18 protein-coding genes are annotated in these 21,902 nt (G+C 60.5%); 7 read left to right on the plus strand and 11 right to left on the minus strand.

Features of this window, described 5'->3' with window-relative positions; all coding sequences use genetic code 11:
* Positions 1-14 precede the first annotated feature (14 nt).
* The 3 genes from JH25_RS12610 to uvrD all read right to left on the minus strand — a co-directional run bounded on the left by JH25_RS12610 (position 15) and on the right by uvrD (position 3,884).
* A complete protein-coding gene (locus JH25_RS12610) occupies positions 15-422 on the minus strand; it encodes an SMI1/KNR4 family protein (protein ID WP_032878652.1) in 408 nt (135 codons plus the stop codon).
* A 135-nt stretch (positions 423-557) separates the two neighbouring features.
* Complete coding sequence (locus tag JH25_RS12605) at positions 558-1,427, minus strand: Tim44 domain-containing protein (RefSeq protein ID WP_032878653.1); 870 nt, start codon at positions 1,425-1,427, stop codon at positions 558-560.
* Positions 1,428-1,700: 273 nt separating this feature from the next.
* Positions 1,701-3,884, minus strand: coding sequence for a DNA helicase II (uvrD, locus tag JH25_RS12600; RefSeq protein ID WP_032878654.1), 2,184 nt, complete (start codon positions 3,882-3,884; stop codon positions 1,701-1,703).
* 279 nt (positions 3,885-4,163) lie between these two features.
* Here uvrD and JH25_RS12595 point away from each other — a divergent pair, with 279 nt between their 5' ends.
* The 3 genes from JH25_RS12595 to JH25_RS28130 all read left to right on the plus strand — a co-directional run bounded on the left by JH25_RS12595 (position 4,164) and on the right by JH25_RS28130 (position 8,476).
* Positions 4,164-7,037 carry an EAL domain-containing protein gene (locus JH25_RS12595; protein ID WP_032878655.1) on the plus strand — a complete coding sequence of 958 codons (2,874 nt, stop codon included), beginning with the start codon at positions 4,164-4,166 and terminating at the stop codon, positions 7,035-7,037.
* Between the two features lie 163 nt (positions 7,038-7,200).
* On the plus strand, positions 7,201-8,067 hold the full coding sequence (gene hexR, locus JH25_RS12590; protein ID WP_003177007.1) for a transcriptional regulator HexR: 867 nt from the start codon (positions 7,201-7,203) through the stop codon (positions 8,065-8,067).
* Positions 8,068-8,278: 211 nt separating this feature from the next.
* Positions 8,279-8,476 carry a PA3496 family putative envelope integrity protein gene (locus JH25_RS28130; RefSeq protein WP_078822668.1) on the plus strand — a complete coding sequence of 66 codons (198 nt, stop codon included), beginning with the start codon at positions 8,279-8,281 and terminating at the stop codon, positions 8,474-8,476.
* Here the strand turns inward: JH25_RS28130 and JH25_RS12585 are convergent.
* Positions 8,406-9,380 carry a LysR family transcriptional regulator gene (locus JH25_RS12585; protein WP_032878656.1) on the minus strand — a complete coding sequence of 325 codons (975 nt, stop codon included), beginning with the start codon at positions 9,378-9,380 and terminating at the stop codon, positions 8,406-8,408. The two genes, JH25_RS28130 and JH25_RS12585, sit on opposite strands and share 71 nt — an antisense overlap.
* Positions 9,381-9,576: 196 nt before the next feature.
* On the opposite strand from JH25_RS12585, the gene JH25_RS12580 reads away from it, so the two are divergent.
* Entirely contained in the window at positions 9,577-10,992 is a 1,416-nt protein-coding gene (locus JH25_RS12580) for an acetyl-CoA carboxylase biotin carboxylase subunit (protein WP_003195732.1), read from the plus strand.
* A gap of 11 nt (positions 10,993-11,003) precedes the next feature.
* Positions 11,004-12,812 carry a sodium-extruding oxaloacetate decarboxylase subunit alpha gene (oadA, locus tag JH25_RS12575; protein ID WP_032878657.1) on the plus strand — a complete coding sequence of 603 codons (1,809 nt, stop codon included), beginning with the start codon at positions 11,004-11,006 and terminating at the stop codon, positions 12,810-12,812.
* 67 nt (positions 12,813-12,879) lie between these two features.
* Here the strand turns inward: oadA and JH25_RS0127195 are convergent, their stop codons facing one another.
* The 4 genes from JH25_RS0127195 to JH25_RS12560 form a co-directional block, all read right to left on the minus strand.
* The gene (locus JH25_RS0127195) at positions 12,880-14,271 is read right to left on the minus strand and encodes a hypothetical protein (RefSeq protein WP_050549375.1); all 1,392 of its coding nucleotides are present in this window, start codon (positions 14,269-14,271) and stop codon (positions 12,880-12,882) included.
* A 125-nt stretch (positions 14,272-14,396) separates the two neighbouring features.
* On the minus strand, positions 14,397-15,692 hold the full coding sequence (locus JH25_RS12570; RefSeq protein WP_032878658.1) for an autotransporter outer membrane beta-barrel domain-containing protein: 1,296 nt from the start codon (positions 15,690-15,692) through the stop codon (positions 14,397-14,399).
* A 164-nt stretch (positions 15,693-15,856) separates the two neighbouring features.
* Positions 15,857-16,627, minus strand: coding sequence for an amino acid ABC transporter permease (locus JH25_RS12565; RefSeq protein WP_032878659.1), 771 nt, complete (start codon positions 16,625-16,627; stop codon positions 15,857-15,859).
* Complete coding sequence (locus JH25_RS12560) at positions 16,624-17,445, minus strand: ABC transporter substrate-binding protein (protein WP_032878660.1); 822 nt, start codon at positions 17,443-17,445, stop codon at positions 16,624-16,626. Before JH25_RS12560 ends, JH25_RS12565 begins: the two co-directional genes overlap by 4 nt.
* 114 nt (positions 17,446-17,559) lie before the next feature.
* On the opposite strand from JH25_RS12560, the gene JH25_RS12555 reads away from it, so the two are divergent.
* Positions 17,560-18,462 carry a homocysteine S-methyltransferase family protein gene (locus JH25_RS12555; RefSeq protein ID WP_032878661.1) on the plus strand — a complete coding sequence of 301 codons (903 nt, stop codon included), beginning with the start codon at positions 17,560-17,562 and terminating at the stop codon, positions 18,460-18,462.
* 42 nt (positions 18,463-18,504) lie between these two features.
* Here JH25_RS12555 and JH25_RS12550 read toward each other — a convergent pair whose 3' ends face one another.
* Genes JH25_RS12550 through JH25_RS12540 form a run of 3 tightly spaced genes read right to left on the minus strand, consistent with a single transcriptional unit; the run spans position 18,505 to position 20,268 of the window.
* A complete protein-coding gene (locus tag JH25_RS12550; RefSeq protein ID WP_032878662.1) occupies positions 18,505-19,176 on the minus strand; it encodes a GNAT family N-acetyltransferase in 672 nt (223 codons plus the stop codon).
* 10 nt (positions 19,177-19,186) lie between these two features.
* Entirely contained in the window at positions 19,187-19,633 is a 447-nt protein-coding gene (locus tag JH25_RS12545; RefSeq protein ID WP_032878663.1) for a GNAT family N-acetyltransferase, read from the minus strand.
* Positions 19,630-20,268, minus strand: coding sequence for an FMN-binding negative transcriptional regulator (locus JH25_RS12540; RefSeq protein ID WP_032878664.1), 639 nt, complete (start codon positions 20,266-20,268; stop codon positions 19,630-19,632). The genes JH25_RS12545 and JH25_RS12540 overlap by 4 nt, the downstream gene beginning before the upstream one ends.
* An 87-nt stretch (positions 20,269-20,355) precedes the next feature.
* Between JH25_RS12540 and pdxR the strand changes: the two genes are divergently transcribed.
* Positions 20,356-21,894: a MocR-like pyridoxine biosynthesis transcription factor PdxR gene (pdxR, locus tag JH25_RS12535; RefSeq protein WP_032878665.1), complete on the plus strand. Its 1,539-nt coding sequence runs from the start codon at positions 20,356-20,358 to the stop codon at positions 21,892-21,894.
* The last annotated feature ends 8 nt before the right edge of the window (positions 21,895-21,902 follow it).

Here is a 21,902-nt window from a genome sequence, read left to right on the forward strand (position 1 = left end):
GTTGGGTGTGGGACTCAGCTTTCCAGCCAGACGTCCCGCGCCCAGTGCCACACCGATTCCCAGGATTCTTCGGTGACGATTTCTTCTTCGCCAGACCACAGCACCACGGTGCCGTCTTCTTCGACGCAGTAGTAGTCGTCACCGTCTTGGCAGATTGGGATCAGCTCACGAGGTACACCAAGGTCCCAGGCGTTTGCAGCCACTTCAGGCAGGTAGGTATGGGAGCCCGGGTCAGTAATGGTCACTGGCTCCAAGCTGCCGTACACCACATCACTGACGGTCAGCAGGAATTCCTTAAAGACGAACGGAATATTGATGAACAGCTGTTCTTCAACTTCCACCAGTTGGTCTTCGTCAGGCAGCTCCAAAGGAACCGGGACCGGTTCGTTGGCTTCACGCAATTGTTCGATGATTTCTTCCACGGCCGGGATCCTCTTGCTAGATGGCGCGGTTTATAGGGGCGTTTTATACAGTAGCTCGCTATAAGTGCAACCGTGAAATAGAAAACCCCGGACATGTCCGGGGTTTTTGTTACCGCTTGCTCAAACGCGTGAGTATCAGCTGTTCTGGCGGATACCGGCGACCAGCCATGGCTGGTTCTCGCCCTGAGCACGTTCCATGTTCCAGCTTTCGCTGAACACTTCGCCCTGGTCGAAACGCGACGACTTCGACACGCCGCTGAAGGTCAGGGTGGCGATAGTCTTGTCGGCACGATCATCCACACCTTCAAGCTGTACGCGCAGGTCGTCGATGTAGGTCGACTGGAACGCATCGCCGATCTCGGCGCGTTCGCGCTTGAGGAACTCCAGCAGTTGCGGAGTCACGAACTCGGCAATCTTGTCCATTTCGTTAGCGTCCCAGTGCTGTTGCAGGGACTGGAAGTGGCTGCGGGCCGCTTCGACGAAACGCTCTTCGTTGAACCAGGCCGGAGCATTGATCACCGGACGGGCGGCGGCAGGTGCTGCCGAACCACCGAAGATCGAACCCATGGCTGGCTTCTGCTCGAACACTTCACGCTGCATCGGCGCGCCGGCTGGAGCAAGGTGCTCCTGCTGCTTGCGGCGACGGGCAGCGATAAAGCGGAAGATCACAAAAGCGATGACGGCCAGGATCAGGATGTCGAAGATCTGCATGCCCTGGAAGCCGCCGCCCATGAACATGGACGCGAGCAGGCCACCGGCGGCGATACCGGCCAGAGGGCCCAACCAGCGCGAAGCACCGCCGGCCTTGGCAGCAGCGCCAGCCGCACCGGCTGCACCCGCAGTTGCGGCAGCACCGCCGGCACCGGCGGAGGGAGCCATTTGACTGGTTTGGTGAGTCGGCGCTGCGCCAGAGCTTTTGCCGCCACCGAAGCGTTTGGCGTTGGCGTCCAGGCTCATCGTCAAGCCGATGCACAACGCCATGGCGATGCTAAGAAAACGTTTCATAAAGGGAATTCCCATTTGTGGATTGCACGCGCGCCATGTTGCACAGGTGTCGTGGCAGTGGCTAGCGGCATAATGTTTCGGGCTTTTGCGTAAGACCAAATCCGAAGGGTCTGTAGGACTAACTACAGATATTGGCCCGTGCTCTTCTAAAACAAGGGTGGGCCAATAATCTTCATGTTACGCAGTGTTTCTTGTGGCGAGGGAGCTTGCTCCCGCTGGGCTTCGCAGCAGCCCCAAAAAACGGGCGAGCTGCCTCGCCACAAACAGCTCGCTTCAGACCGCTTCGAGCTTCGCGTAACCCATCATCAGCCACTTGCTGCCTTCGGCGAAGTTCACCTGCACCCGGGCCTGTGCACCGGCGCCTTCGAAATTGAGGATCACACCTTCGCCGAAGATCGCATGTTTGACCTGCTGGCCAAGGCTGAACGGGGTTTCAGGAATCTCGGAACCGGCAAACATAGTGCTGGAGTTCTGCTGCTGGCCGCCCCCGAACGGGCGACTGACGCTGTTGGACAGGCGCACTTCCTGGATCAAGCCTTTCGGCACTTCACGTACGAAACGCGACACCTTGTTGTAGGTCTCGCTGCCATACAGGCGCCGGGTCTCCGCGTAGGTCATCACCAGGTTCTGCATTGCCCGGGTAATGCCCACGTAGGCCAGGCGGCGCTCTTCTTCAAGGCGGCCGGGCTCTTCCAGGCTCATCTTGTGGGGGAACAGGCCTTCTTCCATGCCCACCAGGAACACATAGGGGAATTCCAGGCCCTTGGCGCTGTGCAAGGTCATCAACTGGATGCTGTCTTCATGCTCATCGGCCTGGGTATCGCCGGCTTCCAGTGATGCATGACCCAGGAAGGCGGCGAGCGGCGTCAGCTCTTCATCTTCCTCGGTGTTTTCAAAGGCGCGGGCAGCGCTGACCAGTTCCTCAAGGTTTTCTACCCGGGCCTGGCCTTTCTCGCCTTTTTCCGCCTCGTGGTAGGCGATCAGGCCGGACTGCTCGATCACGGTCTGGGTCATCAGGTGCAGGGGCATTTCTGCGCACTTGGCGGCCAGGTTCTCGATCAGCTCGACAAACACACCCAGCGCCCCGGCCGCACGGCCGGTCAAGCCTTTGTTGGCGATGAGCAAACGCATGGCTTCCCACATCGACACATCGGCATGGCGTGCATGGTCGCGGATCGCTTCAACGGTTTTCTCGCCAATGCCGCGGGCCGGGATATTGATCACCCGCTCCAGCGCCGCGTCGTTACCACGGCCTTCGAGCAAGCGCAGGTAGGCCATGGCGTTCTTGATTTCGGCACGTTCGAAGAAACGCTGGCCGCCGTAGATGCGGTACGGGATACGCTCGCGCAGCAAGGCTTCTTCCAGCACCCGCGATTGGGCGTTGGAGCGGTACAGAATCGCGATATCGCTACGGGCCAGCCCGGTTTTCAGCGCGCTTTCGATGGTTTCCACCACGTAGCGTGCTTCATCGTGTTCGTTGAACGCGGCATACAGGTTGATCGCTTCGCCTTCGCCGCCATCGGTCCACAGCTCTTTGCCCAGGCGCCCGGTGTTGTTGGCGATCAAGGCGTTGGCGGCCTTGAGGATCCCGGCGGTGGAGCGGTAGTTCTGCTCCAGACGGATGGTCACCGCGTCCGGGAAGTCCTCGGAATACTGATAGATATTCTCGATTTTCGCGCCGCGCCAGCCGTAGATCGACTGGTCGTCATCACCCACCACCATGAGGCTGTCGCCGCCCTTGGCCAGCAGGCGCAACCAGGCGTACTGCACGGCGTTGGTGTCCTGGAACTCGTCCACCAGGATGTGGCGGAAGCGCTTCTGGTAATGGGCCAGCAAACCGGGGTTGTCACGCCACAGGTCCAGCGCGCGCAGTAACAGTTCGGAGAAGTCGATCACGCCGGCGCGTACGCAGGCCGCCTCGTAGGCTTCATAAATGCTGCGCATGGTGGCCAGGAACAGGTCGCCGCTGGCCTGGATATGTTGCGGGCGCAGGCCCTCGTCTTTCTGGCCGTTGATAAACCACTGGGCCTGACGCGCCGGCCAGCGTTGTTCATCCAGGCCCAGTTCGCGGATCACCCGTTTGACCAGGCGTTGCTGGTCATCGCTGTCGAGGATCTGGAAGGTCTGGCTCAGCCCCGCTTCCTGCCAATGGGCTCGCAACAGGCGGTGCGCCAGGCCGTGGAAGGTACCCACCCACATGCCGGCCGGGCTGATGCCCATCAACTGCTCGATGCGATGGCGCATCTCGGCAGCGGCCTTGTTGGTGAAGGTCACCGACAGGATGGAATGCGGGGACGCGTTTTCGACCTGGATCAACCAGGCGATACGGTGCACCAGCACTCGGGTTTTACCGGAGCCAGCACCGGCCAGGACCAACTGACGGCCAACGGGGGCCGCTACGGCCTGGCGTTGGGCATCGTTGAGGGAGTTCAGCAAAAGAGAGAGATCATCGCGCATCGACGCATTCTATGGGCCTAAAGGGGCTCGGGCAAATCCCAATGCCCGGTGGTCGACGCAAAACACTTCGCACACCACCCAGCGGGCAAAAATTCTGTCGTGCGGGATGACCGGTTGGTCATGGGCCGCAGCCCGCGCCGCGTCTTGCTCGAGCTGTCTGGGCCAAAGGTTTGCGGCCCATTGCAGGCGGTTTTTTATGACGTGGGGCAGTTTGGCCCAGGCGCTTGCTTGTGTATGCTCCGTCGACGTTTCGGGCTCACCATTATAAGAACATCGCCTATGACCCTTAGCACTGATCTGTTTGGCCCCTCAGTGGCGCCCGCGCAGGTCATCCGCAAACACTATGCAACCCAAATGGCGGTCGAGCGCACACGCCTGCTGTATCAGGGCTCGTTGCTGCCGACGCTGCTGATGCTGGTCAATGGCCTGGTCTGCGCCTGGTTGTTGTGGAATCCCGAGCACTACCTGCTCGACAGTCTCTGGTTGCTCTGGTTACTCGCTCTGGTGGCGATGCGCGTGATCCAGGTGGCGGCTTTTGATTCGGCCATGCCCAGCCGCCAGGCCCAACCGGTGTGGCGGCGTATGTTCATGCTCGGCTCAGCGGTCAGCGGCCTGACCCTGTCCATTGCCGCCATCGCCCTGGTACCCGCCGACAGTTTCATGCATCAGGCCTGGGTGTTCGGCCTGATCGGCGCCGCTACCTTGTCGGCCAGCGTGGCCTATGCCGTGAGCCTTTGGGCCTTCCTGTCATTTGCCTTGCCCTGCCTGTTGCCGGCCATTATTTATCTTTTCTGCAATGGCACCCCACAGCAGCAGGGCTGGGGCGTGCTTGGCCTGATCCTGCTGGCGTCCCTGAGCCTGGTGGCGTGGCAGGTCAACCGCTTGATCCAGCGCGGGCTGTTGCGTCGCTTCCAGAACCAGGCCCTGATCGAGCACCTGCAGCAGGCCCGGCAGCGCAGTGAGCAGCTGAACCTGGAGCTGGTGCGTGAAGTCGAGCAGCGCCGCCAGGTCGAGCAGGACCTGCGCGAAGCCCAAATCGGCCTGCAAGACCGCGTGGCGCAACGCAGCCAGGAACTGGATGCCGCCAGCCTCGCCCTCAATACCAGCGAAGCGCGCCTGGCCATGGCCCTGCAAGCCAGTGAACTGGGCCTGTGGGACTGGAACCTGCAAACCGACGAAGTCCATCACACTCAGCTCAAGGAGCTGTTCGGCCTGGAGCCTGAATACGTCAAGGCGATGCTCAGCCACCTCAAGCCGCGCCTGCACCCCGACGACCTGCCATTGCTCAAGCACGCGCTGGTGGAGCACTTGAAAGGTCGCAGTGAGGATTATCAGGTGGAATACCGGATACGTCATGGCGATGGACATTGGATGTGGATCCAGGACCGTGGGCGTGCGGTAGAACGTGCGCCCAATGGCCGCGTCGTGCGGATGCTCGGCACGCGCCGCGACATCAGTGCCAGCAAGGCGCTGGAAGAACAGCAACGGCTCGCCTCGACGGTGTTCGAGGCGGCCAGCGAAGGCATCGTGATCCTTGATCCCGAGTACGCGCTGATCGCGGTGAACCAAGCGTTCAGCCGTGTCACCGGTTTTGACATCGACGACATGCTTGGACGCAATGTCGTGGAGCTGCCCAGCAGTCGCGATGCGCGGCGCCACTTCCCGATGATCCGCCAGGCCCTGCTCAGCCATGGCACCTGGCAGGGCGAGCTGGTAGAAACGCGCAAGAACGGCGAGCTCTACCCGCAGTGGCTGCAATTGAATGTGGTGCGCGATGTTCGGGGAAACGTCAGTCATATTGTAGGCTTTTTCGCCGATCTGTCGGCACGGCGCGAATCCGAAGAACGTATGCGCTACCTTACTCACTATGACGAGCTGACCGGCCTGGCCAACCGTTCGCTGTTTCGCGAACGGCTGCACGAAGCCCATCAACGCGTGCGCCAGGGCGGGCGCAGCCTGGCGCTGCTGCATATCAACCTGGACCGCTTCAAGTTGCTCAATGACAGCCTGGGCCATGAAGTGGCCGACCAGTTGTTACAGAAAATGGCCCGGCGTTTGATCAATGCGCTGCCTGAAGCCGACACCATTGCGCGCTTGTCCGGCGATGAGTTCGCGGTGCTGTTCGATGCCTACGGCAATTTGTCGAGCCTGGCGCGCGTGGCGACGCGGCTGTTGGCGAAACTGCGGGTACCGGTAACGGTGGAGGGGCACGAACTGGTGGTCAGTGCTTCTATGGGGGTCAGCTTGCTGCCGGATAATGCGCGGGAGATCTCTGCGTTGGTCAGCCAATCGAATATGGCAATGCAGCACGCCAAGCATCTGGGCGGCAATAATTTCCAGTTTTACACCGACAGTTTGCAAGCCAGCACCCTGGAGCGTCTGCAGTTGGAAAACCACCTGCGCAAAGCGATCGAGGAGCGCCATCTGAGCGTGTTCTACCAGCCGAAGTTGTGCCTGGCGACCGGCAAGCTGAATGCCGCCGAGGCGCTGATTCGCTGGGAGCATCCGCAGTGGGGCATGGTGCCGCCGGGGGACTTTATCGGCCTGGCTGAAGAAACCGGCTTGATCGTGCCGTTGGGAGAGTTCGTGCTGCGCCAGGCGTGCCGGCAAGCTTGTGAGTGGCAGCGCCAGGGGCTGGCGCCGATTCGCGTGTCGGTGAACCTGTCGGTGCATCAGCTGCGTCAGGGCAAGCTGGTCAGCCTGGTGCGTCAGGTTCTGGAAGAGACCGGGCTGGACCCGCAATACCTTGAGTTGGAACTCACCGAAAGCCAGTTGCTCGATAGCGTTGAGCACATCATCGCCACTTTCCAGCAGTTGCGTGACCTGGGGGTGAAGCTGGCCATCGACGATTTTGGCACCGGTTATTCGTCCCTCAGTTACCTCAAGCGTATTCCTGTGGATTACGTGAAGATCGACCAGGCCTTTATCCGTGGCCTCGGTCAGGCGCGTGAGGATGCCGCCATCACGCGGGCTATCATTGCCATGGCCCATGGGCTGGCGCTCAAGGTGGTGGCCGAGGGCGTGGAGGATCAGCAGCAGCTGGATTTCCTGCGCGGTGAACAGTGCGATGAGGTGCAGGGTTATCTGATCAGCCCGCCAATGCACGCCGAAGGGCTGGCGGATTTGTTACGCAAAAATGCAGATTTTTCTTAACGCCGCGTTGGCCGCCTTTATGGCTACATGGCGTCTGCCCGCTGAAACCAGAGGGGAGCAGGGCGATTTAGTGATGCATCGAACGGGCAAAACGACAATTCTTGTAGTATAACTACAAGCTTGCTACATCCCTGGCACCTGCCAATAACAAGAGTCCTGCCCTTTGAACCTGTTGCAACATATCGCCCAGTCGCGCCACCTGTTACGCAAATCGGAACTCAAGGTTGCCGATCATGTGCTGCTTGACCCTGCGGCCGTGATGCACAGTTCCATGGCCGATCTGGCTCACAGCGTGGGTATCAGCGAGCCGACCATCGTGCGCTTCTGCCGCGCCATTGGTTGCTCCGGGTTTCAGGATTTGAAACTCAAGCTGGCGCAAAGCCTGGCGGCCGGCGCGAGCTTCGGCCAGTTTGCGATCCATGAAGACGACTCCGTCGCCGACTACAGCCTGAAAATCTTCGACACCACCCTGCACACCCTGATGGAAGTGCGCGAGAAGCTCGACCCGGTGGAGCTGCAAAAGGCTGTGACCGCGATGTCCCAGGCCCAGCGCGTCGAGTTCTATGGCTTTGGCGCTTCCGGCGCGGTGGCTGCCGATGCCCAGCACAAATTCTTCCGTCTGCTGCTGACGGCCGCGGCCTACAGCGACCCGCACATGCAGGCGATGTCGGCAGTGACGTTGAAGCCCACTGACGTGGCCATCTGTATTTCCCAGTCCGGTCGCTCCAAAGACCTGCTGATCACCGCCAACCTGGTGCGTGAAAGCGGCGCTTCGCTGATCACCCTGTGCCCGAGCCAGACGCCATTGGCGGAGCTGTCCACGGTTAACCTGGCGATCGACGTGCATGAAGACACCGAAATCTACACACCGCTGACCTCGCGTATTGCCCACCTGGTGGTGATCGACGTGTTGGCGATGGGCGTGGCCATGGCTCGCGGCCCGAGTCTGGTCAACCACCTCAAGAGCGTTAAACGCAGTTTGCGCAGCCTGCGTCTGTCACCCAAGTCCGTCAAAGCCCTGGACGACTAAATACCTGCACACAGAACTCAATGTGGGAGGGGGCTTGCTCCCGATAGCAGTAGGTCAGTCAATGAATCTGTGACTGAAACTCCGCTATCGGGAGCAAGCCCCCTCCCACATTAGATTCTCCATGCATCCAGAATCTTCATGAGGCTGTCATCCCCCCGTCATCCGTCGCGCCCATCCTGTACTCCCCCGTACTCGCATTGGGAGACTCCACATGACTCGGCATTACGAAGACAGCAACAGCACCGTCAAGACCCGTCGTCAGCAGGAAGACCAGCGCCGCATGGCGTTCCGTCGCGCCATCGAAGACCGTTGCGAAGAGCGCCAGTTGCTCCAGAGCATCAGTGACTACCCGGAACTCCATTGGCAGGCACCCGTGGCTGCCCAGCGAAACGCTCAGCCAGTGCGCTGATCTGCACCCGTTCGCTGCGGATAAAGCCCAGGAACGCATGGGCCACCGGTGACAGGCGTTTGGCCTTGGCCTGCACCAGGCACCAACTGCGGTACAGCGGCAGTTCTTCCACCGGCAGCTCTTTGAGCCCGCCGGTGGCCAGTTCCAGGTTCAAGGCGTGGCGCGTCAGCAGCGCCACACCCAAACCTGCGACCACGCACTCTCGTTGCGCCTCGGCCGAGGCCACTTCCACGGTCTGTGTGAAGTGCACGCGTTTTTCCTTGAAGTACTCTTCGCACGCCAGCCGCGTGCCGGAACCCGGCTCGCGGATAAGTAGCGTGTAAGGCTCCAGGTCTTGCAGGCGCAGCGGCCCTTGCAGGCTCAACGGATGATCCGGCAGCGCCACCGCGACAATTGGATTATTGAGAAACGGCAGGAATTCCAGGCCCATGTCCTGGGGCACCATGGACATGATCACCAGATCATCGCGGTTATCCGAAAGCCTGCGGATTACCTGGGCACGATTGACCACGGTCAGGTGCAGTTGCACTTCCGGGTGCTGGCGCTTGAAAGCCGCAAACAGGTGCGGCACGAAGTACTTGGCGCTCGATTCCACCGCCAGCTTCAGTTGGCCCTGCAGTGAGCCCTGCATATCCGATAGCTGCATATCGAGGTTTTCCAGGCGCCCGAAAATATCGCGACTGGCCCGTTGCAGGGCTTCGGCGGCCTCGGTCATGTAGAGCTTCTTGCCGACGTAATCGAACAGCGGTTGGCCGATCAGTTCTTCCAGCTGGCGGATTTGCAGGCTGACGGCCGGTTGCGTCAGGGACATTTCCTCGGCGGCACGGCTGTAAGAGCGCAAATCGCACACCTCATGAAAGATCTGAAGTTGCCTTAATGTCAGCCTCATCAATGACTTACGCATTATTTATCCCCTCTCAACCCCGGCCATACCGTCAACTATAAGTCTTTGCTTATGCATGACCCAATAATTATTGATTTTTGTTAATCCCTTGGCGGGCTTAGTGTGTGTCTCGCGACTGTCATGAAACATTTGGTCACGCGCTGACCCACCTCAAGCGGGTCGAAGAACGCAGCAATCGGCTCAAGGGAATTTCCAAGTGATAAAAAAGATCCTGATCGCCAACCGTGGTGAAATTGCCGTACGAATCGTGCGTGCCTGCGCCGAGATGGGCATTCGCTCGGTCGCGGTTTACTCGGACGCCGACCGCCACGCGTTGCACGTCAAACGTGCCGACGAGGCCCACAGCATTGGTGCCGAGCCCCTGGCCGGCTATCTCAACCCGCGCAAGCTGGTGAACCTGGCGGTGGAAACCGGTTGCGACGCGCTGCATCCCGGCTACGGCTTCTTGTCGGAAAATGCCGAACTGGCGGATATCTGCGCCGAGCGCGGCATCAAGTTCATTGGCCCTTCGGCCGAAGTGATTCGCCGCATGGGCGACAAGACCGAAGCGCGCCGCAGCATGATCAAGGCCGGTGTGCCGGTCACTCCCGGCACCGAAGGCAACGTCGCGGATATCCACGAAGCGCTGACCGAAGGCGACCGCATTGGTTACCCGGTGATGCTCAAAGCCACTTCCGGTGGTGGCGGGCGCGGTATCCGTCGCTGCAACAGCCGTGAAGAACTCGAACAAGCCTTCCCCCGCGTGATCTCCGAGGCCACCAAGGCGTTCGGCTCGGCGGAAGTGTTCCTGGAAAAATGCATCGTCAATCCCAAGCACATCGAAGCGCAGATCCTGGGTGACAGCTTTGGCAACGTGGTGCACCTGTTCGAACGTGATTGCTCGATCCAGCGTCGCAACCAGAAGCTGATCGAAATTGCCCCCAGCCCGCAATTGACGCCTGAACAGCGCGCCTACATCGGCGACCTGTCGGTGCGTGCGGCCAAGGCCGTGGGCTATGAGAACGCCGGTACCGTGGAGTTCCTGCTCGCCGAGGGCGAGGTGTACTTCATGGAGATGAACACCCGGGTGCAGGTGGAACACACCATCACCGAAGAAATCACCGGCATCGATATTGTCCGCGAGCAGATTCGCATCGCCTCGGGCCTGCCGCTTTCGGTCAAGCAGGAAGATATCCAGCACCGTGGCTTTGCGTTGCAGTTCCGTATCAACGCCGAAGACCCGAAGAACAACTTCCTGCCCAGCTTCGGCAAGATCACCCGTTACTACGCCCCCGGCGGCCCCGGTGTGCGTACCGATACAGCGATCTACACCGGCTACACCATCCCACCGTTCTACGACTCCATGTGCCTGAAACTGGTGGTGTGGGCGCTGACCTGGGAAGAAGCCATGGACCGCGGCCTGCGTGCCCTGGACGACATGCGCCTGCAAGGCGTGAAGACCACTGCCGCCTACTACCAGGAAATCCTGCGCAACCCGGAATTCCGCAGCGGCCAGTTCAACACCAGTTTCGTGGAAAGCCACCCTGAGCTGACCAACTACTCGATCAAGCGCAAACCCGAAGAGCTGGCCCTGGCCATCGCCGCCGCCATCGCCGCCCACGCAGGCCTGTGAGGAATATAAGAATGAGCAAGAAGATTTTCGTAACCGACACTATCCTGCGCGACGCCCATCAATCGTTGCTGGCCACTCGTATGCGCACCGACGACATGCTGCCGATCTGCGACAAGCTCGACAAAGTCGGCTACTGGTCCCTGGAAGTCTGGGGTGGCGCAACGTTCGACGCCTGCGTGCGCTTTTTGAAAGAAGACCCGTGGGAGCGCCTGCGCAAACTGCGCGCCGCGCTGCCTAACACGCGCCTGCAAATGCTGCTGCGTGGCCAGAACCTGCTGGGCTACCGCCATTACAGCGACGATGTGGTCAAGGCCTTCGTGGCCAAGGCTGCCGTCAACGGTATCGATGTGTTCCGCATCTTCGACGCCATGAACGACGTGCGTAACCTGCGCGTGGCCATCGAAGCGGTCAAGGCTGCCGGCAAACATGCCCAGGGCACCATCGCCTACACCACCAGCCCGGTGCACACCGTCGATGCATTCGTGGCCCAGGCCAAACAATTGGAGTCCATGGGTTGCGACTCCATCGCGATCAAGGACATGGCCGGCCTGCTGACCCCGTATGCCACTGGCGAACTGGTCAAGGCGCTCAAAGCCGAGCAGAACCTGCCAATCTTTATCCACTCCCACGACACCGCCGGTTTGGCTGCGATGTGCCAACTCAAGGCTATCGAAAATGGTGCCGACCATATCGACACCGCCATCTCCAGCTTCGCCTGGGGCACCAGCCACCCGGGCACCGAGTCGATGGTCGCCGCCCTTAAAGGCAGCGAGTTCGACACCGGCCTGGACCTGGAGCTGCTGCAGGAAATTGGCCTGTACTTCTACGCGGTACGCAAGAAGTACCACCAGTTTGAAAGCGAGTTCACGGCGGTCGACACCCGTGTGCAGGTCAACCAGGTACCGGGAGGGATGATTTCCAACCTGGCCAACCAGTTGAAAGAGCAGGGCGCTCTCAATCGCATGAGCGAAGTACTCGCCGAAATCCCGCGTGTACGTGAAGATCTCGGCTTCCCGCCGCTGGTGACCCCGACGTCGCAAATCGTCGGCACCCAGGCGTTCTTCAACGTGCTGGCCGGTGAGCGCTACAAGACCATCACCAACGAAGTGAAGCTCTACCTGCAAGGCGGCTACGGCAAGGCCCCGGGCACTGTGAACGAAAAGCTGCGCCGTCAGGCCATCGGCAGCGAAGAGGTCATCGACGTTCGCCCGGCTGATTTGCTCAAGCCGGAAATGACCAAGCTGCGCGGTGAAATCGGCGCGTTGGCCAAGTCCGAAGAAGACGTGCTGACCTACGCCATGTTCCCGGATATCGGGCGCAAATTCCTTGAAGAACGCGACGCAGGCACCCTGGCCCCTGAAGTCCTGCTGCCGATTCCGGAGGCAGGCGGTGTGGCCCGTGCCGGTGGTGAGGGCGTGCCGACCGAATTCGTCATCGACGTGCACGGCGAAAGCTACCGTGTAGACATCACCGGTGTCGGCGTGAAGGCTGAAGGCAAACGCCACTTCTACCTGTCCATCGACGGTATGCCGGAAGAAGTGGTGTTCGAGCCGCTCAACGAGTTCGTCAGCAGCGGCGGCAGCAAGCGCAAGCACGCCACCGAACCCGGCCATGTCAGCACGGCGATGCCGGGCAATATCGTCGACGTGCTGGTCAAGGAAGGCGATGTGGTCAAGGCCGGCCAGGCTGTATTGATTACCGAAGCCATGAAGATGGAAACCGAAGTGCAGGCCGCGATTGCCGGCAAGGTGACCGCTGTTCATGTGGCCAAGGGCGACCGGGTCAACCCGGGTGAGATCCTGATTGAGATCGAAGGCTGATAACAGCCTTCGACACTACCGCTTAATCCTCGGGGGGGCAGGTGCCCTCCTTTTTTTTGCCTGAAACTCAGGCCTCTGTAGAGGTTTTGCGCCTGAAACTGACAAAGACCCCGCTGGGTGTGTAGATCAGCCTCGGCGTCAAGGTTTTAAGGTTGCTGGTGATCCTGTTGAAGCGTCCCTCAATCTGAGCAGCGTCGATAACACGTAACTGGCGGGTAAGCAGTTCGTCGTTTTCGTGTTCGACCTGGATATTCAGTGTTGTGCCCTTGAGGCGGGCCCTGTTGCCGACTTTCAAGGTGCTGTGCGCTTCACCCATGCCGAGGGTGAAGGCCAGGGTCGACCCGTTTGCCAGGTCAAGGTCGTGCTTGATTCGCGTCTGGCTTTTCAGCGCAGGGTCCAGCAGCAGCGTGCCGGCAACGTCAAGATTGGTTACCGTGCCTGCGGTGTAGGTTGCGCCTGCATCAATCGTCATTGTGCCCCCGATGTAACTCTGGTTGATCAGCGTTGCCCCGCGAGAGACTCGGCCTTGCTGATTGGCGTCCAGCGCACCGTCGAGGGTCCAGGCACCGCTGCCTATCCACAGGTGCTGGATACGAAGGGCGCCGTTGAAAGTGCCACCTTGGACATCGTCCAGCACGACGTGATTGGTGCCACTGCCACCGTCTACTTTGCCGTTGAATTGAGCGTTACCGCGCACAGTCAACACATCATCGCCACCCCCCATATCCAGGGCGATGCCTTTGGTGCCGCTTATCAGCCCATCGTTGGTGACTTGGTCATTGTGTTCTCCGATCAGCCTCACGCCGTAGCCGTTGCGACCGGTGATGATGCCCTCGTTGATCAGCGAGGTGCTCCCATAGGCCGGGCCCAAGTCCCCATCGTCCACCAGCACCCCATGATGTGCGCCGCGAATAACTCCACGGTTATAGATTTCGCCGCCGCCCATGGCGATGCCTTCGCTGGTGTTGGGGGCTCCGTTCTTGTCCGCGCCATTGGCCCCGGTGCCTTCAATGAGCCCGTAGTTGTGCACGCGTGCACGTTTGTCGATGTCCAGGCCATCACCGTCGCCATCATTCTCTTTGGATCGCTGGGCATCCGCGCCCCTGATGATGCGGTAGTTGACGACGTCTGCATTGCCCTTGGATTTCAGACCGGCCCCTTTATGGCCGATGATTACGCCGTAATTGATCAGCGTCACATCGTCGGTGGCTTTGATGCCGTTGCTGCCACCCGCTACCGCTCCGTGGTTGACGATTATGCTTGCTGCGCTGTTCGCGCTTATGCCGCTATACGACTCCTTGAAGCGCGTGGAAGGCCCGGTGGATATGTGCCCGTAGTTGGTAAAATGACCGCCGGTGGCGAGTTCGATAGCGTTACTTTTTTCAGCATAAACAGGGGCTGCTGCCGAACAGCCAGGCAGGGGGATATAGGCCGCAAGCTGGTGGGGTACTCGTAACATTGGGTTTCGACCTCAAGTGTGCTTGAGGTCGAAAACTAACGCAGGTAACAGCCGACAGATGTCGGCTGGCAGAGCAGATGGTTGTAAGAAGGCTCGCTGTCGGGATGTCGTCTGACGATGCTCGGTTAAAAGCTCATCGTCCATTGCCCCTTCAAACCCTGGTTGCGGCTATGGGTGCCAGCTTGGCCGCTGTAGGCCAGGCCCAGGGTGTGTTGCTTGGATAACGCAAGATCAACGCCCAAGTTTACGTCGAGGCTATTGCGGTCCAGGGACGTGCCGGTAATGGTGAAGCCATCAAGCGCAACGGGCGCATTGCGATAGGTTTGGTGCACCTGGCTGTCAACCGCGCCGTAGAGGTGTTTCCAGCCGGCGCTGAGGTGAGGCGTGAGGCTGACCTGATCATCGAACCTGTAAACCGTCGCCAAGCGCAGGCCAACGGTGCTGTTAAGGTTCTGCTGGGTCTGCGCGCCGACGTTCAGCGCGGTCAGGCCGCCACTTTCCTTGAAACTGTCGCGGTGATGACGCTGGTAGCCGAGGCCAGCGAAAGGCTCGATGTGGAGGTCCTGGCTGCCCAATTGATAGCCGAGCTCAGAGAACAGCGTTTGGCTTTGAGCATCGTAACGAGACTTGAGCGAGTCCTTGTAAACGAGCAGGTTGACGTCGCGCCGGTTGGTCCCGGCATGGCTGCTGTAAATCGCCCCCAGGCGCAGGGCCAGCGGGCCGTCCTGACGCACCGCGTATGCGCCCAGGTGCAAGCTGTCCAGTTCGGTAGAGAAGCGTTGCGCCTTTAGGTCACTGGCCGATTTTGCCCCCATAACACCCACACGCCAGGCGTTATCCACTGCCCAGTCGGCGCCCAGCATCAGACCCTTGCTATCGTGCTTCAGTCCGGCGCTGCCGCTTCGTTGGTCGAGGTGGCCGCCGTTACTCACCCCTTGTACCCAGAAACGACCGTTGTCATCGTCGGGCAGGTTGCGCAGGGACGAGAGCAATTGGCTGCTGATGTGGCTGGTGACGGCGTGCGTGGCGCTGAGCAGGTTCGCGTTTTGGCTACCGGCCAATTGCTCCAGGGCTGCGCCGATGCCGCCGGGCTGTGCGGCGAGTGCGTCATTTACCTTTTGCAGCTCCTTGAGCTTCTCCGAGGTCAATTCGCCGGACTTGAGCAGTTCAAGCAGTGCGGGCTCCAGCACCTTGGCCACTTGCACGCCATTGTAGGTGGAGGCTTGGCCAATGAAGTAGCCGGGGTAGGGCCCAGGGATTGGCGGCGTATCGACTTCAGGTTTGAAGGCCCCCTCAGCGTCGAGCGAATCATAGGGTTGGTGAGGCCTGTATTCAATATCGCCTCGTGCGTGCGCAGGTTGCACACTGAGGGCAATTACAAGACTGATAAATGCTGCGATTCTTTGCGGTGTAAAGGGCATGAATTACCGACCTCTGATGAATGAGGCCGGGAATGTAGCGGGGGCACAGGCGGATAACTGTCAGGCCATTGACCGCTGGTTTGCGGGAGTTGTCTTTAGTCAGGTGCGATAAAAAGCCCATCTGCGTTTGGCCGACCAAGGCGCTATACAACGGGTGCTGCGCTTTAACTGCGGTGCATATACCCCTTGCCGAAATGCCGCTCCATGCGCGCCTGGATCAGCTCCAGTCCCAGTGACAGTACCCAATAAATGATTGCCGCCGTGGTGAGCATCTCGATGTAGCGGTAGCTGGAGCGGCCATAGGACTGTGCCAGGAACATCACTTCCCATACCCCCATCACCGAGACCAGCGACGAGTCCTTGAGCATCGAGATGAATTGGTTGGTGGCCGGGGGGATGATGGTGCGCATGGCCTGGGGCAGGGTGACGTGCCAGAAAATTTCCCTGTCACGCATACCCAAGGCCAGCGCGGCCTCGCGTTGACCATGGGGCACGCCGAGGATGCCGGCGCGGAAAATCTCGCTCAGGTAGGCACCATAGTTCAGCGACAACGCGATGATCCCGGCGACGATGGCGCCCGGCACCAGGCCCAGTTGCGGCAGGCCCAGGTAAATCAGCAGGATCTGGATCAGCAGCGGCGTGCCACGAAAGAACGAGGCGTAGAAACTGGCAATGCCAAACGCCACCGCGCTTTTCGACAGGCGCCCCAGCGCGGTGATAAAGCCCAGCACCGATGACGCAAGCATGGCGCACAGGCACAGGAATAGCGTCAGCGCCGCACCTTGCAGAAAACCGTTGGGCGCCAGGTGCAGGCCGACCAGGTTGGGCAGCTTGTCGAGAATGATCGAGAACTTCAGGTCAAAGCTCAGGAAGAAACTGGCAAACAGGGCGAACAGCGCCGCCCAGGTCAGGTAAAGCCGTATGCGAAAACTCATTGGCTGATGTCGGCGCCGATCCATTTTTGCGACAGCTTGCTCAAGGTGCCGTCCTGTTTAAGCTGGGCGAAGACCTCACGCACTTTGCTGTCCCACTGCGCGTCGCCTTTCTCGATGGCTACCGAGTTGGGCTCCGAATACAGCGGTGCGCCGGCCAGCTTGAAGCGCTTGTCCTGGGTCAGGCGCGGCTGCGCGGTAACCAGGTTGGTGAGGATTGCGTCCAGACGCACGCCGGCGCCCAGGCCCAGGTCCTGGAACGCCACATTGTCGGTATCGTACGGGGCGATCTGCACCTCTTCGAACGGGTACTGCAGCTGCGTGTCTTCGGCGCCTTCGATGACCAGGTTCTTGTTCAGGTAACTCTCGTAGCTGGAGGCACTGGTGAGCCCGACTTTCTTGCCGCTCAGGTCCTTGGCTTCGTGGATGCGATCATCCTTGGCGTTGACCACGATCACCGCGGGCGAGGCGTAATACTCAACCGGGAAGTCGAACACCTCGGCGCGTGCCTTACTCGGGGTCATGGAGCAGATGCAAATGTCATAGCGCCCGCTCCAGCGGCCAGCGGCAATGACGTCCCATGAAGGCGTTTCCAGGCGCAGCTTCACGCCAAGCTTTTGCGCCACGGCCTTGGCCACATCCACATCGAAACCGTCGAGCTGGTTCTGCTCGTTGAGGAATGAAAACGGCGGGTAGCTTTCCATCAGCACGCCAACCAGTTCCTTCTTCTGCTCGATACGATCCAGCGTGGCACCGCCAAAGGCTTGGGTGGAAGCAGCCAACATCGTCAGGCCCAGGGCCAACAGCGGTCTGAATTTCAAAATCGAACACCTGAATAAAAAAGAGGTTGTTATTAACCGAACGGTACGCATTAAATAGTTATAAGAACGACTCTCATAGTGAGTTATTTTCATAAGCATATGAGTAAAAAGCATATGGGCGCAGCACGCACAGTAATTCTCGATGGTGGCATGGGCCGTGAACTGCAACGCCGTGGCGCGCCGTTCCGCCAGCCGGAGTGGTCGGCATTGGCCTTGAGCGAAGCGCCGCAGGCGGTGGAGGCGGTACACGCGGCCTATATCGACAGCGGTGCCGACGTGATTACCAGCAACAGCTACGCGGTGGTGCCCTTTCATATTGGTGAGGCGCGCTTTGCCGCCGAAGGCCAGGCGCTGGCCGCATTGGCCGGTGAGTTGGCGCGACGGGCGGTGCAGGCGTCCGGCAAGGCGGTGCGTGTCGCTGGCTCCTTGCCGCCGCTGTTTGGCTCGTACCGGCCCGACTTGTTCCTGCCGGAGCGGGTCAGCGAGTTGCTGACACCGCTGGTGCTGGGCCTGGCGCCTCACGTCGACCTGTGGCTGGCGGAAACCCAGAGCTCAATCGTTGAAGCGCGAGCGATTCATGCCGGCCTGCCGCAGGACGGTAAACCGTTCTGGCTGTCGTTCACCTTGAAAGACGAAGACACCGACGACGTACCGCGCCTGCGCTCCGGCGAACCGGTAGCGGAAGCGGCCGAGGCGGCGGCGCAGTTGGGTGTGCAGGTGTTGTTGTTCAACTGCAGCCAGCCGGAAGTGATCGGCGCGGCGATCGATGCCGCGCGGGAGACCTTCGAGCGATTGGGCGTAGCGATTCAGATCGGTGCCTACGCCAACGCCTTCCCGCCGCAACCCAAGGAAGCCACGGCCAACGATGGCCTGGACCCGTTGCGCGACGACCTCGACCCGCCGGGTTACCTGCATTGGGCTGCTGATTGGCAGGCGCGTGGCGCTAGCCATTTGGGTGGGTGCTGTGGCATCGGGCCGGAGCATATTGCGGTGCTGGCGCAGCGCCTGACCAACTGATCCACCGCCCCTCCCACATGGGTTTTGTGTTGCGAGTGAGATCTAGATTCGGCAGTCGGCCAGCGTTTTCAGCTGGCCCGAACCACTCTGGTTCGCCTCAGACAACCAGGCCTCAAATCCCGCGCCCACTTTGGGCCATTCCGAATCGATGATTGAATACCACGCGGTATCCCGGTTCTTGCCCTTGACCACAGTATGCTGGCGGAACACGCCTTCAAAGCTGAAGCCCAGGCGCTCAGCCGCGTACTTGGAGCGGGCGTTGGCGTTGTTGCACTTCCATTCCAAGCGGCGATTGCCCTGCTCGAAGGCGTACTTGGCCAACAGGTACACCGCCTCGGTGCTTTTGGGCGAGCGTTGCATCGGAGCACCGAAGGTGACGTGGCCGATCTCGATGCGGCCTTGCTCGGGCACGATCGACATCAGGCTGAGGATGCCCTGGACCTGGCCGCTCGCGCGGTCGATCACGCTGAAGAAATACGGATCGTTATGGGCCGCGTGATTATTCAGCCAGGCATCGAATGCGCTGCGTTCAGGGAAGGGGCCGTAGGGCAAATAGTCCCATAGCTTGGGATCGGCGCCGGGGCCTTGCAGGGCGTTGAACAGATCATCGCCGTGGCGCGCCGGATCGAGTTTTTCCAGGCGGATAAAGCGCCCTTCAAGCAGTTGAACCGTGGGTGACGGGACGCCTTTCCAGTCGGCGAGGGAAGTGGACATGCTGGGCTCCTTAAAGACCTTGGCGAAATTGGATGAAACCAGGGCGTTCGGCGATGCGTTCGTAGAGTTGGATCGCGGTGGCGTTGGTCTCGTGGGTCAACCAGTGCACTTTGCAGCAGCCATCGGCCTTGGCGGTGGCGTAGACGAACTCGATCAGCTTACGGCCTACGCCGGTGCCGCGTTGGGATGGGTCCACTAAAAGATCCTGCAGGTAGCACGAGTTCTCGATGCTCCAATTGGAGCGGTGATAGATGAAGTTAACCATGCCCACCGCCTTGCCGTCCTGCCAAGCCAACGCCGAGTGGGTCGGCTCGCGGGCGTCTATCAGGCGTTGCCAGGTGCTTTGGCTGACGGCGTCCGGCAGTTCGGTGTTGTAGAACTTCAAGTAGGCCAGCCACAACGGTAGCCAGGCGGCGTGGTCCGCGGCGGTGACTTGGCGGATGTCGATCGGGGTCATTCTGCAACTCCTTGGGGAATGAAACGGGCGAGATTCTGGTCGCGCAGATCAGCGCTGCCGGCCAGGGCTTCACGTACGCCGGCCATATCGGCTGCGCTGCGGTTCTGACTGAGCTTGCGTTTGCCGACCAGGCGGTCGATAGGCAGGGCAAAGCCAACGATGGCCTTGAGCATCGCGTCGATGTAGTCGGCCGGCGCGTCGCCGACGGCCCAGGGTTGGGCGCGGCCGCGTTCGTGGTGATCAGTGAGGGCGCCGACGACCTTGAGTAATCGCTCGCCGTCGCTGAACACGTCGGCCTTGCCGTAGGCGTGCACGGCGAGGTAATTCCAGGTGGGCACCACTTTGCCGTGCTCAGCCTTGGAGGGGTAAAACGCCGGGCTGACATACGCCTCGGCGCCAGCAAAGATGACCAGTGCTTCACTGCCGTTTTGCAGGTCGCGCCACTGCGGATTGGCCTTGGCCAGATGCCCATAAAGCGTACCGTTGGGTCCTTCGTCGGGATTGAGCAGCAACGGCAGGTGGCTGGCCTGCAGGCCGTTTTCACCCACGGTCACCAACTGCGCAAGGCGCGTGTGCTGGATCAGTTGCTGGATTTGGGGCAAATCATCGAGGGCGAAGGCGCGAGGTGTGTACATGGAAATTTTCCTTGGCGAATGCCTGCATCCTAGGCAGGCTAATGGCTCGTTGTAAGAGCCATCTAGCCCTCATTTCATAGGTCCAATATGCCACCCGTCATCCCCTCGATGTCGTTCGACCCTGCTGGCATCGAGTTGGATCGCCGCCAGGGCCTGACACGCCAGCTATACGACGCCCTGCGCCAGCGCGTGCTGGATGGGCGACTGGTCAGTGGCACGCGCTTGCCTGCCACCCGTGATATGGCGGCGGCGTTGTCGATCTCGCGCAACAGCGTGGTACGCGCATACGATCAGTTGTATGCCGAGGGGTTTATTGAAAGCCGGGTGGGAGACGGCACCTACGTCTCACAGCTGCCCACCGCAAAAAAACTATCCACAAAACTATCCACAGGGTTTTCAACAGGCTTACCCACAGCCTTATCCACAAATCGTCTGGATAATGCGCACACTCAGGCCAGCGAAGTTATCCACAGTGGTGGCCTGGACAGGGTCAGACATAACCATTTGGTCCAGCCTCCTTGCGGTCCGCCACGGGCTTTTCGGGTGGGGGTACCGGCCTTCGATCTATTTCCTTTTGAGGTGTGGGCCAAGCTTAATGGGGCGTTCTGGCGCAAGCCGGACCTGGCGCAGTTGTGCTACGGCGACCCGGCCGGTGACGAGCGTCTACGTGGCTTGATCGCCGCTTACCTGCGCACTGCGCGAGGTCTGCAGTGCACGACTGAGCAAATAGTGATCACCAGTGGCGCGCAACAGGCAATCAGCCTTTGTGCACAGTTGCTGGTGGAGCCTGGGGATTGCGTGGCGGTGGAAAACCCGGGTTATCGCGCGGCAGGCCATGCCTTTGCGTTGGCAGGTGGTCGATTGAAGGGTGTGCCGGTGGATGGCGAGGGTATTGACTGCGAGGTCTTGAACCGCCTGAAGGATTGCCGGGTGACCTATGTCACGCCGTCCCATCAGTACCCGTTGGGCGTGGTGATGAGCCTGGCGCGACGCCTGCAATTGCTGGCCTGGGCCGAGCGTACTGGCGGTTGGATCGTCGAAGACGACTATGACGGTGAGTACCGTTACACCGGAGCCCCCTTGTCGCCCTTGGCGGCGCTGGACCGTAGTGGGCGCGTGCTTTATGTCGGCACATTCGGCAAGGTGGCATTCCCGGCTTTGCGCCTGGGTTACCTGGTATTGCCGCCGGGTCTGGTAGAGGCCTTTGCTCAGCGCCGCGCCGTGGACATGCGTCATTCCGAAGTCAGCACTCAGGCCGTAATGGCCGAATTCATGGCGGCGGGGCATTTCCAGCGCCATATTCGGCGTATGCGCCGTGCGGCCCTGAACCGCCGCAACGCTTTGTTGGTCGGCTGGCCCAGCGAATTGCCAGGTGTCGGGGCCTTGCCCAGCGTTGCAGCAGGCTTACACCTGACGGTGCGCGTGGACAGCCTGGCCCGTGAGCAAGCGCTGCTTGCCCAAGCCCGCGCGGTAGATGTCGAGATCAACGGCTTGAGCGGCTACTGGCTGGCAGATACCGGCCCACCACCGGACCAGCGTGCCGGACTGGTGCTGGGGTTCGCTGCCGTGCCTGAGGCGGCCATCGAACAGGCGCTGGCCCGCTTGCGTCGGGTGTGGCTGGCTTGAATACGATC

Origin of the sequence: Pseudomonas sp. BRG-100 (assembly GCF_000737955.1) — a bacterium.
GTDB lineage: Bacteria > Pseudomonadota > Gammaproteobacteria > Pseudomonadales > Pseudomonadaceae > Aquipseudomonas > Aquipseudomonas synxantha_A.

Coding starts and splice junctions, on each gene's coding strand:
- JH25_RS12605 (WP_032878653.1), bottom strand. CDS start 1,427: ATGAAACGTTTTCTTAGCATCGCCATGGCGTTGTGCATCGGCTTGACG.
- uvrD (WP_032878654.1), bottom strand. CDS start 3,884: ATGCGCGATGATCTCTCTCTTTTGCTGAACTCCCTCAACGATGCCCAA.
- JH25_RS12595 (WP_032878655.1), top strand. CDS start 4,164: ATGACCCTTAGCACTGATCTGTTTGGCCCCTCAGTGGCGCCCGCGCAG.
- JH25_RS28130 (WP_078822668.1), top strand. CDS start 8,279: ATGACTCGGCATTACGAAGACAGCAACAGCACCGTCAAGACCCGTCGT.
- JH25_RS12585 (WP_032878656.1), bottom strand. CDS start 9,380: ATGCGTAAGTCATTGATGAGGCTGACATTAAGGCAACTTCAGATCTTT.
- oadA (WP_032878657.1), top strand. CDS start 11,004: ATGAGCAAGAAGATTTTCGTAACCGACACTATCCTGCGCGACGCCCAT.
- JH25_RS0127195 (WP_050549375.1), bottom strand. CDS start 14,271: ATGTTACGAGTACCCCACCAGCTTGCGGCCTATATCCCCCTGCCTGGC.
- JH25_RS12570 (WP_032878658.1), bottom strand. CDS start 15,692: ATGCCCTTTACACCGCAAAGAATCGCAGCATTTATCAGTCTTGTAATT.
- JH25_RS12565 (WP_032878659.1), bottom strand. CDS start 16,627: ATGAGTTTTCGCATACGGCTTTACCTGACCTGGGCGGCGCTGTTCGCC.
- JH25_RS12555 (WP_032878661.1), top strand. CDS start 17,560: ATGGGCGCAGCACGCACAGTAATTCTCGATGGTGGCATGGGCCGTGAA.
- JH25_RS12550 (WP_032878662.1), bottom strand. CDS start 19,176: ATGTCCACTTCCCTCGCCGACTGGAAAGGCGTCCCGTCACCCACGGTT.
- JH25_RS12545 (WP_032878663.1), bottom strand. CDS start 19,633: ATGACCCCGATCGACATCCGCCAAGTCACCGCCGCGGACCACGCCGCC.
- JH25_RS12540 (WP_032878664.1), bottom strand. CDS start 20,268: ATGTACACACCTCGCGCCTTCGCCCTCGATGATTTGCCCCAAATCCAG.
- pdxR (WP_032878665.1), top strand. CDS start 20,356: ATGCCACCCGTCATCCCCTCGATGTCGTTCGACCCTGCTGGCATCGAG.